Raw genomic sequence first — 18,544 nt, 5'->3', positions numbered from 1 at the left:
GATCGGGGACGTGGCAGAGACAGCATCGAAGAAGACACCCGCCCAGCCGAAGGCCGCGAAGGCCGCCGACCCGTCCGCAGGCGGCAAGCGCCCGCGCCTCATGCTCATGGATGGGCACTCGCTCGCTTACCGGGCGTTCTTCGCGCTGCCCGCGGAGAACTTCACGACGGCGACGGGCCAGCCCACCAACGCGATCTACGGCTTCGCGTCGATGCTGGCGAACACGCTGCGCGACGAGCAGCCCACGCATTTCGCGGTCGCCTTCGACGTCTCGCGCAAGACCTGGCGCTCCCAGGAGTTCGCGGAGTACAAGGCGAACCGCTCCAAGACCCCCGACGAGTTCAAGGGCCAGGTCGAGCTGATCGGCGAGCTCCTCGACGCGATGCACGCCGAGCGGTTCGCGGTCGACGGCTTCGAGGCGGACGACATCATCGCCACCCTCGCCACCCAGGCCGAGGCCGCCGGCTTCGAGGTCCTCGTCGTCACCGGCGACCGCGACTCCTTCCAGCTCGTCACCGACAACGTCACGGTGCTCTACCCCACCAAGGGCGTCTCCGAGCTCACGCGGTACACCCCGGAGAAGGTCCAGGAGAAGTACGGCCTGAGCCCCTCCCAGTACCCGGACTTCGCGGCCCTGCGCGGCGACCCGTCGGACAACCTGCCGGGCATCCCCGGCGTCGGCGAGAAGACCGCCGCGAAGTGGATCAACCAGTTCGGTTCGTTCGCCGAGCTCGTGGAGCGCGCCGAGGAGGTCAAGGGCAAGGCCGGGCAGAACTTCCGCGACCACCTGGAGGCTGTGAAGCTCAACCGCCGCCTCACGGAGATGGTCCGGGACGTCGAACTGCCCAGGACGGTCGCCGACTTGGAGCGCGCGGCGTACGACCGCAAGGCCGTCGCCGTCGTCCTCGACACCCTGGAGATCCGCAACCCCTCCCTGCGCGAGCGCCTCCTCGCCGTCGACCCGGGCGCCGAAGACACCGACGAGACGCCCGCGGCCGACGGCGTGGAGATCGACGGCGCGGTCCTCGGCTCCGGTGAGCTCGCCCCCTGGCTCGCCGAGCACGGCAAGGCCGTCCTGGGCATGGCCACCGTCGACTCCTGGAAGCTCGGCACCGGCGCCGTCGCCGAGGTCGCCCTCGCCGACGCCGGGGGAGCGGCCGCCTGGTTCGACCCGTCCCAGCTGGACGAGGCCGACGAGAACGCGTTCGCGCAGTGGCTCGCCGACCCGAAGAAGCCGAAGGTCGTGCACGACGCGAAGGGCGCCCTGCGGGTCTTCGCCGAGCACGGCTGGACCATCGAGGGCATCACCATGGACAGCGCCCTCGCGGCGTACCTGGTCAAGCCCGGCCGCCGCTCCTTCGCCCTGGACGCCCTCTCCCTGGAGTACCTCGGCCGTGAACTCGCCCCGGCCGCCGAGGCCGACGGCCAGCTGGCGTTCGGCGCTGACGACACCGCCGAGGCCGACGCCCTGATGCACCAGGCGCGTACGGTCATCGACCTCGGCGCCGCGTTCGGCGAGCGCCTCAAGGAGGTCGGCGCCGCCGAGCTGCTCACCGACATGGAGCTGCCCGTCTCCGCGCTCCTCGCGCGCATGGAGCGCGCCGGCATCGCCGCCGACCGGGCCCATCTGGAGGCCATGGAGCAGCAGTTCGCGGGCGCCGTGCAGCAGGCCGTGAAGGAGGCGCACGACGCCGCGGGCCACGAGTTCAACCTCGGCTCGCCCAAGCAGCTCCAGGAAGTCCTCTTCGGCGAGCTCGGCCTGCCCAAGACGAAGAAGACCAAGACGGGGTACACGACGGACGCCGACGCCCTGGCCTGGCTCGCGTCCCAGACGGACAACGAACTCCCGGTGATCATGCTCCGCCACCGCGAGCAGGCCAAGCTCCGCGTCACCGTCGAGGGCCTGATCAAGACGATCGCCGCGGACGGCCGCATCCACACCTCCTTCAGCCAGATCGTCGCCGCCACCGGCCGCCTCTCCTCCACGGACCCGAACCTGCAAAACGTCCCGGTGCGCACGGACGAGGGCCGGGCCATCCGCCGCGGCTTCGTCGTCGGCGAGGGCTTCGAGTCCCTGATGACCGCGGACTACAGCCAGATCGAGCTCCGTGTCATGGCCCACCTCTCCGAGGACGAGGGCCTCATCGAGGCGTTCACCTCCGGCGAGGACCTGCACACCACGGTCGCCTCGCAGGTCTTCGGCGTCCCCGGGGACCAGGTCGACGCCGAGATGCGCCGCAAGATCAAGGCCATGTCGTACGGCCTGGCGTACGGGCTTTCCGCGTTCGGTCTGTCGCAGCAGCTGAACATCGAGGCGTCCGAGGCCCGCGCCCTGATGGACACCTACTTCGAGCGCTTCGGCGGCGTGCGGGACTATCTGCACCGCGTCGTCGAAGAGGCCCGCGCGACGGGTTACACGGCGACGATCCTCGGCCGCCGCCGCTACCTCCCGGACCTCAGCAGCGACAACCGCCAGCGCCGGGAGGCCGCCGAGCGGATGGCGCTCAACGCACCGATCCAGGGCACCGCGGCCGACATCGTGAAGATCGCGATGCTGCGGGTCGGACAGGCCCTGGAGAAGGCCGAGTTGACCTCCCGCATGCTGCTCCAGGTGCACGACGAAATCGTCCTGGAGATCGCCGCCGGCGAGCGCGAGCAGGTCGAGGAGCTGGTTCGTCGCGAGATGGCCGGCGCGGTCAGCCTCCGAGCCCCGCTCGACGTGTCGGTGGGCGTCGGCGCGGACTGGGAGTCGGCGGCGCACTGAGCGCTGCGCTGCGCTGAGACGTACGGGACGGGGCGCGGGGCGGGCTGCGGCCTCGGGGTTGAGGTTCGGGGCGGCCCCGAGCCCCGCCGCCGCGCGTCGCTCGGCCGCGCGTCACCGGGTCTCGCGTCCCTGCGTCCCTGCGTCTCGCGTTCCCGGGTCTCGCGTCCCTTGGGCCTCCGTCGCCCGGCCCCGCTTCCACCGGCCCCGCGTCCTTCAGCCCCTCCCCGCAAGCCCGTCACCGCAGGTCGCGTACCCGTATGGCCGCCGTGCCCGTGCCGTGGCCCGCGGCAGGCGGCAACGTGGCGGACATGGTCAGCCACCAGCGCCGCGCGGTCGCACTCGCCGCCACGGTCCCCGTCCTGCTCGTGCCGATATCCGCGCTCGCGGCACGCGCCGAGGACCGGCGCGCACGTCGCGCCGCGACCTGCCGCACCGCCGCATCGCCCGCCCTCGCCGCCCGTACGTCCCCCGACGTGCGGGCGGCGTCGTCGTACGGACCCCAGAGCCCCGAGCCGGCACCGGTGCCCGAGGACGAGAGCGTGCTGTGGTGCGCGCTCGAAGGCGGCGGACACCGCCACGCCGCCACCGGCCCGCCCCGCCCCCTGCTCGTCGAGTCCGTGCTGCGACGGGCCCAGGAGCTGGGACGCCGTCTGACGCGCGCCTAGACGACTCCGCGAGCCGGGCCCCTCCGTACGGAACGGCGCCGGAACGGCCTGTGGTCAAGCGGTGAAAAGCGGTTGGGAACGGGTGTCTGTGCGCGGGAAGTTGCCGTAGGGTCGCCTGCGTCAGCGCGCTGGGGAGTGCGCGCGCTCACGACCGGGAGGGGTCAGACGTATGGCAGCGCTGCACGGCCGACGGCTGCGCAAGACAGCGGTGAGCGCGGCGGTGGCCGCGGCGGCGGTGGCGGCGCTCTCCGCGTCGCAGGCCCCGGGCATCACCGACACACCGCAGGGCCGCAAGACCACCGAGTCCACCTCGCCCGCGGACGACTCCGCGACCGGCAACTCCCCGTACTACACGGACCTTCCGCCCCTCGACAGCCCGATCCCGCCGGGTGACGGCGACGAGCAGGGGAACACCGGCGAAGCGGAGGCCGGGATACCCGCGACCGTCCTCGACGCCTACAAGAAGGCCGAGGCGGCGCTGCGCGAGAGCAAGCCCGGCTGCCGGCTGCCGTGGCAACTCCTCGCCGCCATCGGCAAGGTGGAGTCCGGGCAGGCGCGCGGCGGCCGCGTCAACGCCGACGGCACCACGCTCAAGCCGATCCTCGGCCCCCCGCTCAACGGCGTCGGCTTCGCGAACATCCGCGACACCGACGGCGGTTCCTACGACCGCGACACCACGCACGACCGGGCCGTGGGACCGATGCAGTTCATCCCCTCCACCTGGGCGACCTGGGCGCAGGACGGCAACGCCGACGGCAAGAAGGACCCCAACAACATCTACGACGCGGCCCTCGCCGCCGGCCGCTACCTCTGCGCGGGCGACCGCGACCTGTCCACCCGGTCCGGCCTGCACCAGGCGATCCTCAGCTACAACCACTCGCAGCACTATCTGCGTACGGTCCTGTCGTGGCTGGAGTACTACCGCAAGGGCACCCACGAGATCCCCGACGGCACCGGAGTGCTGCCCGTCAACCGCAGCGACGACGACGCCAAGTCCGGTGCCGGAACCGGAAGTTCGGGCGACGGCAGGGGCTCGACGGGCGCGGGGTCCGGGAACACGGGCTCTGGGAACAAGGGCCCGGAATCCGGCTCCGGAACGAACTCCAGTGACCCTGGTTCGACCGACGGATCCGACGGATCCGACGGATCCGACGGATCCGATGGCTCGGACGGCTCGGAGAGCCCGAGCGGCTCGGGCGACTCCGACGGTGGCGACGGAACCGACGGCTCCACCGGAACCAGCCCCTCCGAACCCAGCACGGGCGGCGGCGGCAGCGAAACCCCCAGTCCGACCCCCACACCCACGCCGACCCCGACCCCCGCCCCCGAGGACCGGGTCGCGAAGCTCGCGGACGCGGGCACCGGCGAGCTGACCGCCACCGCGGGCGAGACCTTCGCGGCCCGGCCGACCGTACGCGCGCACGGCGCGGACGGCGCAGGCGTCGCAGGCGTGGAGGTGCGGTTCGAGATCGTCGGCGAGACCGACAGCCGCTTCGCGGGCGGCGCCACCGCCGCGAACGTCACCACGGACAGCGGCGGCAAGGCGGTCGCGCCCGAGCTCAAGGCGGGCGAGAAGACCGGCGAGTTCACCGTCCGCGCCAAGGTCGTCGGCCGCAGCCTGGACCCCGTCGACCACACCGCGAAGGTCACCGCACGGCAGGCCGACTCCCTGTCCCGCGTCGGCGACCAGGAGATGAGCTGCGCGTCCGGCGCCGAGTACACGGCGCCCGTCGAGGTCAAGGCCACCTACAACGGGGAGGCGGCGGCCGGGGTCGAGGTCACCGCGACGATGATCAAGTCGGCGGAGGACCCGAGCGTCAACGACAAGGGCCCGTACTTCAAGGACGCGGACGGCAACGTGATCCGTACGCTCAAGGGCCTCAAGACCGACGCGAACGGCGTCCTGCAGCTCCCGAAGATCTACGCCGACGGCAGCCAGGGCACGTACCTGCTGCGGATCGCGGCGGTCGGCGGCGGCAGCGTCACCGTGGAGCTCAAGGTCTCCTGACTTCGACCGGCCCCGGCCGCCGCGCGTACCTCTCGGAGCCCGCGTACCTCCGGGAGCCCACCTACCCGACGGAGCCGATCGTTCCGCCCCCGTGCCCCCATCGGGCCCGGGGGCGGTGTCATGTCCTGTCGGTGAAACGTGTTCTCATCTCACGGCCGCGTTGCTACGGTGCCCGCCCTGACGCCATGTCAGGTCGGCGGTTCCGGCCGGCCTGGCCACCACCACGGGAGGCCGAGCATGCGTGCCCTGATCTCCGCCGGCATCGGCCTCGTCGCCGCACTCGCGCTGGTCTTCACCATCACCGCCGTCGGCGCGCCACCGGGCGAGACCTCGCCGAAGCCGTTGCTCACCACTGTCCCCGACCACCCGTAGGGAGGGCCGCGATGCGCCGCAAGGCCGGCCTCGTACTGCTCGCGTTCGCCGTGTTCTTCACGGCCCTGTCCCCCCTGATGCGGTTCTACGCCTTCCCGCGCCTGGCGAAGATCCCGCCGAGCCAGTACCAGGAGATGGTCCTGGAGGTGAAGCCCGCGACGCTCATCGACTACGGCACGATGCAGCCCAAGAAGGTCGACAAACTCACCATCGTGCAGACCCTCAAGGGCAACGTCGAGGAGTCCGAGAAGATCGAGAAGAAGGTCGGCAAGGACGTCGTCGTCTGGGACGCGCTCGTCCACGTCGTGGGCCCCGACGGCAAGATGGTCTCCCAGATTCCCGAGCGCTACATCTTCGACGCCCACTCCTCGGAACCGGTCAACGCCAAGGGCGAGATGGTCGACGGGCGGGCCGTCAAACGCGACGGCATCGAGTTCAAGTGGCCTTTCCTGACCGAGAAGCGGGACTACCAGTACTACGACGCTCGCGCCAACAAGTCCGCGCCTATCCACTACAAGGGCACCCGGGACTTCCGCGGCGTCGAGGTCTACTACTTCGAGCAGACCGTCCCGTGGACCGAGGTCGAGGTCCCCAACACCCTTCCCGTGAAGGGCATCACGCCGGACTCGGTACGCAAGACCGGCACGAAGTTCTGGTACACGACCGTCCGCAGGTTCTGGGTCGAACCGACCACCGGAGCACCCGTGTACGGCGAGGAGATCCACAAGGAGGAGATGCGCGGCGGCACCCTCCTGGAGGGCAGCGGCCGCGACAAGGTCACCGCCTTCGCCGGCCACGCCAAGATCCGCGAGGACTACATCGACTACACCGTCGACCTCGTCAAGTCCCAGCGCGTCCTCGTCCTGCTCCTCACCAGCTACCTGCCCTGGGGCTTCCTCGGCCTCGGCGCCGCCCTGCTGACCCTGGCCCTCGTCCTGGAGGCCCGCAGCCGCAGGCCCGGCGAACCGGAAGCGGAATCCGCTCCGGAGCCGGAACCCGTCAACGCCTAAGGGCCGCGACCCGCACGCGATCAGCGCCTGAGCCGTGCGTTCGTGTGCCGGGTCGGCTCCGCCGTCGCCGGGTCCTCCGGCCACGGGTGCTTCGGATAGCGGCCACGCAGCTCCGCCCGTACGCCCCGATAGCCGTCCCGCCAGAACGACGCCAGGTCCGCGGTCACCGCCGCGGGCCGGCCGGCGGGGGAGAGCAGATGCGCCAGAACCGGAACCCCCGCCAGCGCAGGCGTCCGCGCAAGGCCGAACATCTCCTGCAACTTGACCGCCAGAACGGGCTGTTCGGGATCCGAGTAGTCCACCCGGATCCGCGAACCGCTCGGTACCTCCAGGCGCTCCGGCGCCAGCTCGTCCAGGCGCGCGGCCTCCCCGCCCGCCCACGGCAACAGCCGGTTCAGGCACTGGCCCGCGTCGACCCGGCCCAGATCCGCCCGCCTGCGCGCCTTCGACAGCTCCGGCTCCAACCACTCCTCCACGCGCGCGTAGAGGGCGTTTTCCGATACGTCGGGCCAGGGTGCCCCCAGATGCAGGTGCAGGAACGCCAGGCGGCGGCGCAACTCCCGTGCGTCGGCCGACCACTTGAGCAGCCCGGTGCCCTCCTCGCGCAGCCCCGTCAACAGGGCGTCCCGGACCAGGGCGGGATCGGCGTCCCTGAGCGGGCGCACCGCCAACTCCACGGCGCCCACCCGCTGCACGCTCCGCGCGACCACGTCACCGTCCACCCAGGCGACCTCCTCGCCCGCGGAACGCAGCGGCCCGGCAGCCCGTAGCGCCGTCTCCTCGTCCACCACCGCGCCGAGCCGCACGCGCGCGTGCGCCGAGCCCACCGGACGGTCCGCCACCGCCACGGCCAGCCAGGGCGCCGCATGCAGCGGCGAACCAGGACCCGTCGCCGCCGCCGTGCCCGACGCCATCAGGAACGTGCCGTCACCACGCGCGCGTGCGACCCGCTCCGGGAACGCGAGCGACGCGACGAGCCCGCACACCCCGTCGTCCCCGAGCGACGCCCCACGCCCCCGCTGCTCCCCGACCGCCGACGTGAGCCGCCGCACCTCCTGCCGCCAGCGCGCCCCGTACGCGTCGCCACCGCGCCGCGCGGACCGCAGCGCCGCCGCCACGTCGTCCCCGTACTCGCGCGGCGGCTCCTCGCTCAACAGCGCCACCACCTCGGCCGCGGCGCGCGCGCCCACCTCCGCCGCCCCGTCGAGCAGCGCCCGCGCGAGCCGCGGATGCAGCCCCGACCGGGCCATGCGCACGCCCCGTCCGGTCACCCGACCGGTGTCCGAGTCCAACGCCCCGAGCGCCGTCAGCACCTCACGCGCGGCCGCCATCGCCCCGGCCGGCGGCGCGTCGAGCAGCGCGAGGCCCGACGCCTCCGGATCGCCCCAGCACGCCGCCTGCAGCGCGAACGCCGCCAGGTCGGCCACCTTGATCTCCGGCGCGGGAAAGCGCGGCAGCCGCCCCTGCTCCGCCTCCGCCCAGCACCGGTACACCGCACCCGGCGCCTCACGCCCGGCCCGCCCCGCCCGCTGCCGCCCCGCCGCCTGCGAGGCCCGCACCGTCGTCAGCGCACTCAACCCCCGCGCGTGATCGGTACGCGGTTCGCGCGCAAGCCCCGAGTCCACGACGACCCGCACGCCCGGCACCGTAAGCGACGACTCCGCGACCGCCGTGGCCAGCACCACCCGGCGCCCCGAACCCGGCGCGAGCACCGCGTCCTGCACCGCGGCCGGCGCCCGCCCGTGCACCTGCAGCACCTCGACGCCGCCCAGATCCCCCAACTGCCCCGCCACGCGCGCGATCTCACCGACACCGGGCAGGAAACACAGCACATCCCCGTCCCGCTCCGCCAACGCCCGCCGCACCACCGCGGCCACATGAGAAAGCAGTGCCGGATCGACCCGCATCCCATGAGGAGGCCGTACCGGACGCGCGGGCGGCGCCCACACCACGTCCACCGGGTACGCGACCCCCTGAGCCTCGACCACCCGCGCCCCGCCGAGCAACCGAGCCCAGCCCTCCGCGTCCGTCGTCGCCGAGGCCGCCACCAGCTGCAGCTCCGGCCGCAGCGCCGCCCGCACGTCGAGCAGGAACGCCGCCACCGTGTCCGCGTCCAGATGCCGCTCGTGACACTCGTCGAGGATCACCACGTCGACGCCGGTCAGCTCCTGGTCCCGCTGCAGGCGCTGAAGGAGCACACCGGTCGTGACCACCTCCACGCGCGTGTGCGGCCCGACGACGCGCTCTCCGCGCACCGTGAACCCCACGCTCGCGCCGACCTTCTCGCCGAGCAGCCACGCCATCCGCCGCGCCGCCGCCCGCGCGGCGATCCGCCGCGGCTCGGCCACCACCACACGGCGCGGCACGGACCCGTCGAGCAGCCCGGCGAGCTCCAGCGGGACCAAGGTCGTCTTGCCGGTGCCGGGCGGCGCGCACAGCACCGCGGCACCCGCCCCCTCCAGGGCGGCCCGCAACGCGGGCACGGCCTGCCGTACGGGCAACTGCTCCAGGACGTCACTGCGGATCACGCCCACCAGTGTCCCGGACACCCACCCGGCACCTATAAGGACACCCATAGAGACCGGCACCCATAAGGACACCTATAGAGAGGAGGTCAGTCGCGGTCGTCCCGCTCGCACACGAAGATCGCCGTACCGGGGATCAGGCCGCCGCGCAGCGGGGACCAGCCGCCCCACTCCTGGGTGTTCCACTCCGGCCATTCCGGTTCGACCAGGTCCACGAGTCGGAAGCCGCCCGCCACCACGTCCCGCACCCGGTCCCCGACGGTCCGGTGGTGCTCCACGTAGACGGCGCGGCCCTGCTCGTCCTGCTCCACATAAGGGGTGCGGTCGAAGTAGGAGCCCGAGACGGACAGGCCCTCGGGGCCCGGCTCGTCCGGGAACGCCCAGCGGATCGGGTGGGTGACGGAGAAGACGAACCGCCCGCCGGGCCGCAGCACCCGGCGCACCTCGCGCAGCACGAGCACCGGGTCGGCGACGAACGGCAGCGCCCCGTACGCCGAGCAGGCCAGGTCGAAGGAGCCGTCGGCGAACGGCAGCGCACCCGCGTCCGCCTGCACGAGGGGAAGCGGCGCCGCCGAGCGGAGGTCGTCGATGCGCAGCGCGTGCTGCAGCTGGCGGTGGGAGAGGTCGAGGGCGACCGGGCGGGCGCCCTGCGCGGCCAGCCAGCGCGAGCACTGCGCGGCGCCGGCGCCGATCTCCAGTACGTCGCGGCCCTTCAGGTCCTCCGCCGGGCCGAGCAGCTCGGCCTCGACCTCGTCGAGCCCCTCGGGGCCCCAGACGAAGCGGTCGTCACCGAGGAAGGTGCCGTGCTCGCCCTGGTACTCGTCCGCGTTCCGGTCCCACCAGCCGCGGTTCGCGTGGCTGCTCTCGGCGACTCCCGAGTCGCGTCGGGTGGCTTCCGGTTCGGGCAGCTCGTGCTCTTGGATGGTCGGCTCCCTCGTCGTACTCTTCCGTCGAAACGCTGGCGCGGCGGGGCTCTGTGGGACGCGGTTGGCCTCGGGCGACAGTTCTTGTGCCGGGTATGCGGCGATCTGCCCCGGGTGCCCGCCTTCGCGCATTGACCCTGCCCGGCAGCCCCCGTATGCTACAAGTTGCGCTGGCGGCCTGCGCTCCTCAGACAGAGCAGGGTGCGCTCGCATCTGTTGTATGTCCCCTCGGTTGTCGAGGCGATTCCGTTTTTCCCGGTGGGAAGTTTCCTGGGAAGACCGCGCCTCCTGAACTGTCTGGCTTCTGCAGGGCGAAATGGGCTCTCGGCGTAGCAGTACCTACGACTTCAATGTCCGTACCGGAGCCCTTTCCCACATGACGAGCAGCACCGAGACCACCGCCACCACCCCGCAGGTTGCGGTCAACGACATCGGTAACGAGGAAGCCTTCCTCGCCGCGATCGACGAGACGATCAAGTACTTCAACGACGGCGACATCGTCGACGGCGTCATCGTGAAGGTCGACCGGGACGAGGTCCTGCTCGACATCGGTTACAAGACCGAAGGCGTTATCCCGAGCCGCGAGCTCTCCATCAAGCACGACGTCGACCCCAACGAGGTCGTCGCCGTCGGCGATGAGATCGAGGCCCTGGTTCTCCAGAAGGAGGACAAGGAAGGCCGCCTGATCCTGTCCAAGAAGCGCGCTCAGTACGAGCGTGCCTGGGGCACGATCGAGAAGATCAAGGAAGAGGACGGCATCGTCACCGGTACCGTCATCGAGGTCGTCAAGGGTGGTCTCATCCTCGACATCGGCCTCCGTGGCTTCCTGCCGGCCTCCCTCGTGGAGATGCGCCGCGTTCGCGACCTCCAGCCGTACGTGGGCAAGGAGCTCGAGGCGAAGATCATCGAGCTGGACAAGAACCGCAACAACGTGGTCCTGTCCCGCCGTGCCTGGCTCGAGCAGACCCAGTCCGAGGTCCGCCAGACGTTCCTCACCACCCTCCAGAAGGGTCAGGTCCGCTCCGGCGTCGTGTCCTCGATCGTCAACTTCGGTGCCTTCGTGGACCTGGGTGGCGTCGACGGTCTGGTTCACGTCTCCGAGCTCTCCTGGAAGCACATCGACCACCCCTCCGAGGTTGTCGAGGTCGGCCAGGAAGTCACCGTCGAGGTCCTCGACGTGGACATGGACCGCGAGCGTGTCTCCCTGTCGCTCAAGGCGACGCAGGAAGACCCGTGGCAGCAGTTCGCCCGCACCCACCAGATCGGCCAGGTCGTGCCCGGCAAGGTCACGAAGCTGGTTCCGTTCGGTGCGTTCGTCCGCGTGGACGAGGGCATCGAGGGTCTGGTCCACATCTCCGAGCTGGCCGAGCGCCACGTGGAGATCCCGGAGCAGGTCGTCCAGGTCAACGACGAGATCTTCGTCAAGGTCATCGACATCGACCTCGAGCGTCGCCGCATCAGCCTCTCGCTGAAGCAGGCCAACGAGGCCTTCGGCGCCGACCCGTCGGCCGTCGAGTTCGACCCGACCCTGTACGGCATGGCCGCGTCCTACGACGACCAGGGCAACTACATCTACCCCGAGGGCTTCGACCCCGAGACCAACGACTGGCTCGAGGGCTACGAGACCCAGCGCGAGGCCTGGGAGACCCAGTACGCCGAGGCGCAGCAGCGCTTCGAGCAGCACCAGGCTCAGGTCATCAAGTCCCGCGAGGCCGACGCCCAGGCCGAGGCCGAGGGTGCGGCTGCGACCGGCGGTGCGGCTCAGGCTGCGGCCGGCGGTGGCGGCGGCGGCTCCTACTCCTCGGAGTCGGACGACAACTCCGGCGCCCTGGCGTCGGACGAGGCGCTGGCCGCTCTGCGCGAGAAGCTCGCCGGTGGTCAGAGCTGAAACGCTCTGCGCTAGCAGGTAGTTGAAAAAGTGGGCCCGCACCATCTGGTGCGGGCCCACTTTTCTTTGGTCGCCCACTCGCCGTGGGGCTGCTTCTTCGGTCGCGCGTGCGGGTCTCGTCGTGGTTGCTCGCGCAGTTCCCCGAGCCCCTGTCGGGGCCCCTTACGGCGTGACGTCGATGTTCGTCAGGCCCTTGCCGCCCGTCACCGTGTTGCTCGCGTAGACCGTCGTGCGGCAGTCGTCGCTCTGGTTGGTCACGTTGATCGCGAGCTGCTTGTCGCCCGTCGCGCCCGTCAGGTCAGAGGTGTTATCGCGGAAGACGGCGCCGCAGCCCCAGCCGGGCTGCTGTGAGTGGGTCTCGTAACCGTTGTTGGTGGTGTTGCTGCCCCTGTTGTTCTCCACCAGGACGTCGTTGCCTTTCACGTCGACCCATGAGTCGTCGTAGTTCGCGCCGGTCAGGCCCTTGCCGTCGAAGGTGTTGCCGACGATCTCGGCGCCCGTCGTGCCCTCCTTGACGTCGACGCTCTCGCCGCCGACGTCCGGGCCGATCGTGTTGCCGGTGATCCGCACGCGGTCGCTCCTGTCGTCGAGCGTGTTGGCGCTGCCCACGTAGACGCCCTCGCCCATGCCGCGGCCGTCGTTGCCGGTGTCGTAGATGCGGGAGTCCTTCACGACCCCGTCGCTCGACGACTTGCGGAAGTGGACGCCCTCCATGTCCAGGCCGTGCACCGTGACCGCGTCCACGACCACCCCGCGGGCCGCGTCGATCATGATCCCCTTCTGGCCGCCGGTGACGGTCATGCCCTGCACGGTCCAGTACGCGGCCCCGTCGAGGTGCAGCCCGTAACCGCCGCCCGCCGTGAGGACCGCCTTCGGGGAGCCGGTCAGGGTGATACGGGCGTCCGAGCGGGCCGCCGTCGTGGTCTTGAAGTTCCCGCTGTACGTGCCGTCGGCGAGGCGGATCGTGTCACCGGGGCTGGCCGAGGACAGGGCCGACTCCAGCTCGGCGGCCGTGGCCACGTCGATGACCGCCGCCGGGGACGCTCCGGGTAAGGCGAGGGCGGGGGTCGCACCCATGGCGGCAAGGGCGAGCGCGGTGGCGAGGAGGCTACGCGTACGCATGGGGGTTCTCCTACGTGAATGCCGGGCCTGTCTGTGAACCGGCGGCTGTTCCGGGAACGTAGGGGCGCGGCATGCTCGCGTCAAGGTCTGGACCAGGGGGTGCAGGATCGGGAACTCAACCGGGGGCGGGCGAGGGCGGGTTCAGGGATCCGGCACGGGTGTGGGTGGGAATGCTTGCGGGGCTGAGGGTGTTCTGGAGTACGAACACGAGGAGGAGCGGTCACTGTGGTTGATCCCGAGGGTTTGTACACGTGGGAGCCGAAGGGCCTCGCGGTCGTCGACATGGCGCTGGCGCAGGAGTCGGCCGGGCTCGTCATGCTCTACCACTTCGACGGGTACATCGACGCCGGTGAGACAGGCGACCAGATCGTCGAGAAGCTCGTCGACACGCTCCCCGGACAGGTCGTCGCCCGCTTCGACCACGACCGGCTGATCGACTACCGCGCGCGCCGCCCCCTGCTCACCTTCGAGCGTGACCGCTGGACCGACTACGAGGTCCCGGTCCTCGAGGTGCGCCTGCTGCAGGACGCCACCGGTGCGCCCTTCCTGCTGCTCTCCGGCCCCGAGCCGGACGTCGAGTGGGAGCGGTTCGCGGCCGCCGTCAAGCAGATCGTCGAGCGGCTCGGCGTCCGCCTCGCGGTGAACTTCCACGGCATCCCCATGGGCGTACCGCACACCAGGCCCGTAGGCCTCACGCCGCACGGCAACCGCAGCGACCTCGTGCCGGGGCGCGGCACGCCGTTCGACGAGGCGCAGGTGCCCGGCAGCGCGGAGGCGCTCGTCGAGTACCGCCTGATGCAGGCGGGGCACGACGTCCTCGGCGTCGCGGCGCACGTCCCGCACTACATCGCCCGCTCCGCCTACCCCGACGCGGCCCTGACCGCCCTGGAAGCGGTCACCTCGGCGACCGGCCTGGTGCTGCCCGCGGCAGCGCACGGGCTGCGCACCGAGGCGCACCGCACACAGACCGAGATCGACCGCCAGATCCAGGAGGGCGACGAGGAGCTGGTCTCCATGGTCCAGGGACTGGAGCACCAGTACGACGCGGCGGCCGGTGCGGAGACGCGCGGGAACATGCTCGCCGAGCCGGTGGAGATCCCCTCCGCGGACGAGATCGGCCGCGAGTTCGAGCGGTTCCTCGCGGAGCGCGAGGGAGACGGCTGAGGCGCGGCCCGGGGCCGTACGCGCGGGCGTGCCGTCGGCGTGAAGATCGGCGTGAAGATCCCGAGGGGGAGCGCAGCGCAGAGTGAAGCGAGGCCCTAAGCTGCCGGGCATGCTGAAAGTGGGTTTGACCGGCGGAATCGGCGCGGGCAAGAGCGAGGTGTCGCGGCTGCTCGCCTCGTACGGGGCGGTCCTGATCGACGCCGACCGGATCGCGCGCGAGGTCGTGGAACCGGGAACTCCGGGGCTCCGTGCGGTGGTTGACGCCTTCGGGCCCGAGGTCCTCGCCGCCGACGGCAGCCTCGACCGGCCCCGGCTCGGCTCCATCGTCTTCGCCGACCCGGACCGGCTCGCCGTCCTCAACGGCATCGTCCACCCCCTGGTGGGGGCGCGCTCCGCCGAGTTGGAGGCCGCGGCCGGAGAGGACTCCGTCGTCGTGCACGACGTCCCGCTGCTCACCGAGAACGGCCTCGCCCCGCTGTACGACCTGGTGATCGTCGTCGACGCGTCCCCCGAGACCCAGCTCGACCGGCTCGTACGGCGGCGCGGCATGTCCGAGGAGGACGCACGCGCGCGGATGGCGGCGCAGGCCACGCGCGAGAAGCGCCTGGAGATCGCCGACGTCGTGATCGACAACGACGGCCCCCTCGACGCGCTGGAACCCCGGGTCCGCACCGTCTGGGAGGACCTCGCACGGCGCGCCGCCGCGAACGACGCCTGAGGCCCCGCCCATGGTCGTACTGGCGGTGGTGACCGCCCTCGGAGGGCTCGTCGCGTTCCTCGCCGGCGGTTACGGGCTGCGCAGGACCCGGCTCATGGAGGAGTCGGTCCAGGCCGCGGACGCGCTGGTCAAGCCGCCGCAGCCGGGTTCCGACCGGCCGCGGATGCAGTTCGAGACGGCCGACGGCAAAGTCGTCGAGATCGTCTCGCCGGTACGGCGCACCCGCCGCAGGCCGCTGCAGGGCGGCAGCGAACTGAGGATCGCGTACGACGCCGACGACCCGCGCGAGATCGTGCTGCTCAGCCGGGACCGGGTCCGCGTCGACCAGGCGTTCATGGCGGCCGGGGCGGCGCTCGTGGTGCTGGGCGTGGTGCTGGTGGTGCGGGCGTCCTGAGGGGATTCCGGTGCGGGGCGCGCCTCTGGTTCGTGGGTGGGTTTGCGGGCCGGGTCCGCGGGCGGGTTCGGGTGGAATAGCGCTGGTTCGGGGGGCGTTGAAATCGAGCAGTGAGGGAAGGACGCAGTCGTGCCCGAAAGCATCGGTCGTAACAGCAGCGCATCCGGCGGGTCCGGCGACGGTCGTGGTCGCAGCGGCGCCGGTCGCAACCCTGAGACGCATGTCATCGACTTCCGAGCGGCCGAACAGCTTCTTGCCGCACGTGATCCGCGGGGCGCCGTGAAGCTCCTCGACGAGGTCATCGCCGCACACCCCGAGAACACCGCCGCCCGGCTGCTGCGCGCTCGCGCCTTCTTCGCGTCGGCCCAACTGCGCGCCGCCGAGCTGGAGTTCTCCATCGTCCTGGAACGCGAACCGGACAACGCCTTCGCCCACTTCGCCCTGGCCCGTACGTACGAACGCGCCAACCGGCCCGGACAGGCCCGCCGCCACTTCCGCCTCGCCGCGGCGCTCGACCCGCAGCCGGAGTACCTGGCGGCGGCGCGGTTCGACGGGTAGCCGGACGCGTCGGAAGCCTCAGTTGCCCCTGAGATTGCGGGCGTTGTCAGTGGTGGCGTCTACGGTGAAAACAGTCGAACACGAGCGCGGTTCACGGGGGCCGCGTGGTGACGGCTGCAGATGGGCGTCCCACGGGGGAGACGCCCAGGGGGAGGGGTGACGTCCACTCATGGGATTCACATCGGCCTGGCTGATCACCGCGCACGACGACGCCTTCGTGGCGGAGCTAGCGCCCCGTATGCGACCCCACATCGAGGCTGCCGCCGGAGACCCGGAAGGCCGGCGGCGCTGGGCCGGTTGGGAGCGCGTGGCGCCCTTGCCGCACTGGCGGGAGTGGCGTGAGCGATGGCCCGAGATCGGCGAGGACGTGCGGAACTTCGAGGAGCTGACCGCCGCGGGACCGCTTGACGCCTTCTACGACGGGACCGACCTCGGTGACGACTTCTGCGCCATGGACGACGTGTGGTGCGTGGCGGCGGACGAGGTGGAGCCCTTCCACGCGGTGCGCAGCAAGGAGTACGCGGTCGCGGCCCTGTTCCACGCCCTCGGGCCGGGACGGGCGGCCCGACTCCCGGGGTGGTGCGGGAACTTCCTGCTGGACTCGGCCGCGGTCCGGGCGACCTTGGCGCAGGTCGAGGAGGCCTTCTCCTTCTCGCCGGAGGAGAGAGCCGCCGCCGAGGAGCAGGACTGGTCCGCGTTGGACGACGGTGAGAGCGCGCTCGAAGGGCCGCTGCGCTGCTGGCGCGAGGCGGCCGCCGCCGGGCTCGGGCTGTGCGGTCTCGCGGCGCACGTGTACTGAGGAGCCGGGGCGGGCGGCCCGGCACGCCTCCGTCGCGTCAGACGTGTCGCGGCCGGTGGGGCGGGCGGCGGTTGCCGTGGTCCGGTTCGTACGGGGGGATGTCGCGGCCCGGCTGATAGTGGGGGCCCTGGTGGATGTGGCGCAGGATCAAGGCCATGTCGACGGTGACGACCAGCCACAGGACGCCGCAGGCGGCGGCCCAGCCGGGGCGGCCCGTCACGGCGAAGGCGGCCGTGCCCGCGGTCGCCCAGATCAGGCCCCACAGGCTGAGCCAGAACCGCATCCGGAGCGGACTGCGCGCAGTCATCGGTTCACTGCCCGTGCGCATCGGAGTCATCTCCCGTCGCCGGGCCCGGCCGGTGTCCCTGCTGGCGCCCCTGCCGGAGTCCCTGCTGGTGTCGCTGTTGTGCTGCTTCTTCCAGGATCCACCCGTGAGGGGCCATGCGGTAGTCGAGGCGCAGGTACGCCGTATTCGTCCGCGAGGGCGGGGGAGAAGGCCGGCAGTGTCGCGTTCCGTGGGCGGGCGGGATCCTCAACGACCGCGTGTTGACACGCTCCTGACATGGTGTCGAAAACGTGGCACGCTGCCCCCTGCACGCACCACCTCCCGACGAAGGAGAACCGCAGCGTGAGTAGACGCAGCCTTCGAATACCCCACAGGGCCATGAGCGCCGCCGCCGCGGCCAGCGCCCTTGTCGCCGGACTGCTGTTGCAGACCGGCTCCGCCTCCGCCGCCCCCTCGGCCGAGGACTACTGGACGGCAGAGCGGATGCAGGCCGCAGAGCCGCTCGACGTACTGCCTGTGAACCCCGATGACCTGAGCAAGGTCAAGGAGGGCGTGGAGAAGCTGGTGCCGGCGACCGGTCTGCCCGGACTGCCCGGCGCCGAGGACGAGACGGGCGGGCCCTGGACCGGCGGCGGCAAGGTCACCAGCACCGCGGGCCGGGTCTTCTTCACGTATCAGGGGCGCCAGGCCTCCTGCTCCGGCAACGCCGTGACCAGCGCGAACAAGTCCACGGTCCTCACCGCAGGGCACTGCGTGAAGATGGACGGCGCCTGGCACACCAACTGGGTGTTCGTCCCCGGTTACAAGGACGGGCAGGCGCCGCACGGCAAGTGGACGGCCGCCAAGACCCTGTCCACGCCGCAGTGGACCGCGAGCGAGGACATCAACTACGACGTCGGCGCGGCGGTCGTGAACCCGCTCGACGGCAAGAAGCTCACCGACGTCGTGGGTGCGCAGGGCGTGGCCTTCAACACCGGCTACAACAAGAAGATGTACGCCTTCGGCTACCCGGCCGCGGACCCGTACGACGGCTCGAAGCTGATCCACTGCAGCGGGGACTCCATCCAGGACCCGCTGATGTCCACGGACCACGGCCTGTCCTGCGACATGACCGGCGGCTCCAGCGGCGGCCCCTGGTTCCAGGACTTCAACGAATCCACCGGGACCGGCCTGCAGAACTCGGTGAACAGCTTCGGCTACACCTTCCTGCCGGGCTTCATGTTCGGCCCCTACTTCGGGGACGACGCCAAGAACCTGTACGAGAAGGCGCAGGCGAGCTGAGCCCACCAGCCGAACGGCACCGGCTCACGCGTCCACGACGCTGACCTCCCACGGCCCCGCGCCCTCC

At 71.5% G+C, this 18,544-nt stretch carries 16 protein-coding genes; 12 read left to right on the top strand and 4 right to left on the bottom strand.

The window, feature by feature from the left end:
- Positions 1 to 10: 10 nt before the first annotated feature.
- The 5 genes from polA (at position 11) to QIS96_RS03650 (ending at position 6,819) form a co-directional block, all read left to right on the top strand.
- Positions 11 to 2,764 carry a DNA polymerase I gene (polA, locus tag QIS96_RS03670; protein ID WP_408907115.1) on the top strand — a complete coding sequence of 918 codons (2,754 nt, stop codon included), beginning with the start codon at positions 11 to 13 and terminating at the stop codon, positions 2,762 to 2,764.
- A gap of 257 nt (positions 2,765 to 3,021) precedes the next feature.
- Positions 3,022 to 3,429 (top strand): hypothetical protein, encoded by a 408-nt coding sequence (locus QIS96_RS03665; RefSeq protein ID WP_282540879.1) that lies wholly within the window; start codon positions 3,022 to 3,024, stop codon positions 3,427 to 3,429.
- A gap of 169 nt (positions 3,430 to 3,598) precedes the next feature.
- Complete coding sequence (locus QIS96_RS03660) at positions 3,599 to 5,437, top strand: lytic transglycosylase domain-containing protein (protein WP_282540878.1); 1,839 nt, start codon at positions 3,599 to 3,601, stop codon at positions 5,435 to 5,437.
- Between the two features lie 237 nt (positions 5,438 to 5,674).
- Positions 5,675 to 5,809 (top strand): SPW_0924 family protein, encoded by a 135-nt coding sequence (locus QIS96_RS03655; protein WP_282540877.1) that lies wholly within the window; start codon positions 5,675 to 5,677, stop codon positions 5,807 to 5,809.
- Between the two features lie 11 nt (positions 5,810 to 5,820).
- Complete coding sequence (locus tag QIS96_RS03650; RefSeq protein WP_282540876.1) at positions 5,821 to 6,819, top strand: DUF3068 domain-containing protein; 999 nt, start codon at positions 5,821 to 5,823, stop codon at positions 6,817 to 6,819.
- A 20-nt stretch (positions 6,820 to 6,839) separates the two neighbouring features.
- On the opposite strand, the gene hrpB is transcribed toward QIS96_RS03650, so the two are convergent.
- Together hrpB and QIS96_RS03640 are read right to left on the bottom strand one after the other, a co-directional pair.
- A complete protein-coding gene (hrpB, locus tag QIS96_RS03645; RefSeq protein WP_282540875.1) occupies positions 6,840 to 9,347 on the bottom strand; it encodes an ATP-dependent helicase HrpB in 2,508 nt (835 codons plus the stop codon).
- Between the two features lie 86 nt (positions 9,348 to 9,433).
- Positions 9,434 to 10,399, bottom strand: a complete 966-nt coding sequence (locus QIS96_RS03640; protein WP_282540874.1) for a class I SAM-dependent methyltransferase — start codon at positions 10,397 to 10,399, stop codon at positions 9,434 to 9,436.
- A 244-nt stretch (positions 10,400 to 10,643) separates the two neighbouring features.
- On the opposite strand from QIS96_RS03640, the gene rpsA reads away from it, so the two are divergent.
- Positions 10,644 to 12,155 carry a 30S ribosomal protein S1 gene (rpsA, locus tag QIS96_RS03635; RefSeq protein ID WP_282540873.1) on the top strand — a complete coding sequence of 504 codons (1,512 nt, stop codon included), beginning with the start codon at positions 10,644 to 10,646 and terminating at the stop codon, positions 12,153 to 12,155.
- A 162-nt stretch (positions 12,156 to 12,317) separates the two neighbouring features.
- Here rpsA and QIS96_RS03630 read toward each other — a convergent pair whose 3' ends face one another.
- On the bottom strand, positions 12,318 to 13,277 hold the full coding sequence (locus QIS96_RS03630) for a right-handed parallel beta-helix repeat-containing protein (RefSeq protein WP_282540872.1): 960 nt from the start codon (positions 13,275 to 13,277) through the stop codon (positions 12,318 to 12,320).
- 225 nt (positions 13,278 to 13,502) lie between these two features.
- Between QIS96_RS03630 and QIS96_RS03625 the strand changes: the two genes are divergently transcribed.
- The 5 genes from QIS96_RS03625 to QIS96_RS03605 all read left to right on the top strand — a co-directional run bounded on the left by QIS96_RS03625 (position 13,503) and on the right by QIS96_RS03605 (position 16,910).
- Complete coding sequence (locus QIS96_RS03625; RefSeq protein ID WP_282540871.1) at positions 13,503 to 14,441, top strand: PAC2 family protein; 939 nt, start codon at positions 13,503 to 13,505, stop codon at positions 14,439 to 14,441.
- A gap of 109 nt (positions 14,442 to 14,550) precedes the next feature.
- A complete protein-coding gene (coaE, locus tag QIS96_RS03620; RefSeq protein WP_282540870.1) occupies positions 14,551 to 15,159 on the top strand; it encodes a dephospho-CoA kinase in 609 nt (202 codons plus the stop codon).
- Positions 15,160 to 15,169: 10 nt separating this feature from the next.
- Complete coding sequence (locus QIS96_RS03615; RefSeq protein WP_282540869.1) at positions 15,170 to 15,553, top strand: DUF3592 domain-containing protein; 384 nt, start codon at positions 15,170 to 15,172, stop codon at positions 15,551 to 15,553.
- A gap of 225 nt (positions 15,554 to 15,778) precedes the next feature.
- Positions 15,779 to 16,111 (top strand): tetratricopeptide repeat protein, encoded by a 333-nt coding sequence (locus QIS96_RS03610; protein WP_282541095.1) that lies wholly within the window; start codon positions 15,779 to 15,781, stop codon positions 16,109 to 16,111.
- Between the two features lie 169 nt (positions 16,112 to 16,280).
- Positions 16,281 to 16,910, top strand: a complete 630-nt coding sequence (locus tag QIS96_RS03605) for a hypothetical protein (protein ID WP_282540868.1) — start codon at positions 16,281 to 16,283, stop codon at positions 16,908 to 16,910.
- Between the two features lie 37 nt (positions 16,911 to 16,947).
- Here QIS96_RS03605 and QIS96_RS03600 read toward each other — a convergent pair whose 3' ends face one another.
- Positions 16,948 to 17,238, bottom strand: coding sequence for a DUF6343 family protein (locus tag QIS96_RS03600; protein ID WP_282540867.1), 291 nt, complete (start codon positions 17,236 to 17,238; stop codon positions 16,948 to 16,950).
- Between the two features lie 336 nt (positions 17,239 to 17,574).
- Here QIS96_RS03600 and QIS96_RS03595 point away from each other — a divergent pair, with 336 nt between their 5' ends.
- Positions 17,575 to 18,477: a trypsin-like serine peptidase gene (locus QIS96_RS03595; protein ID WP_282540866.1), complete on the top strand. Its 903-nt coding sequence runs from the start codon at positions 17,575 to 17,577 to the stop codon at positions 18,475 to 18,477.
- The last annotated feature ends 67 nt before the right edge of the window (positions 18,478 to 18,544 follow it).

The sequence above is a fragment of the Streptomyces cavernicola genome, assembly GCF_029968035.1.
Classification (GTDB): domain Bacteria; phylum Actinomycetota; class Actinomycetes; order Streptomycetales; family Streptomycetaceae; genus Streptomyces; species Streptomyces cavernicola.
The sequence above is the reverse complement of the archived record's forward strand: the minus strand, read 5'-3'. Positions and strand labels throughout refer to the sequence as shown.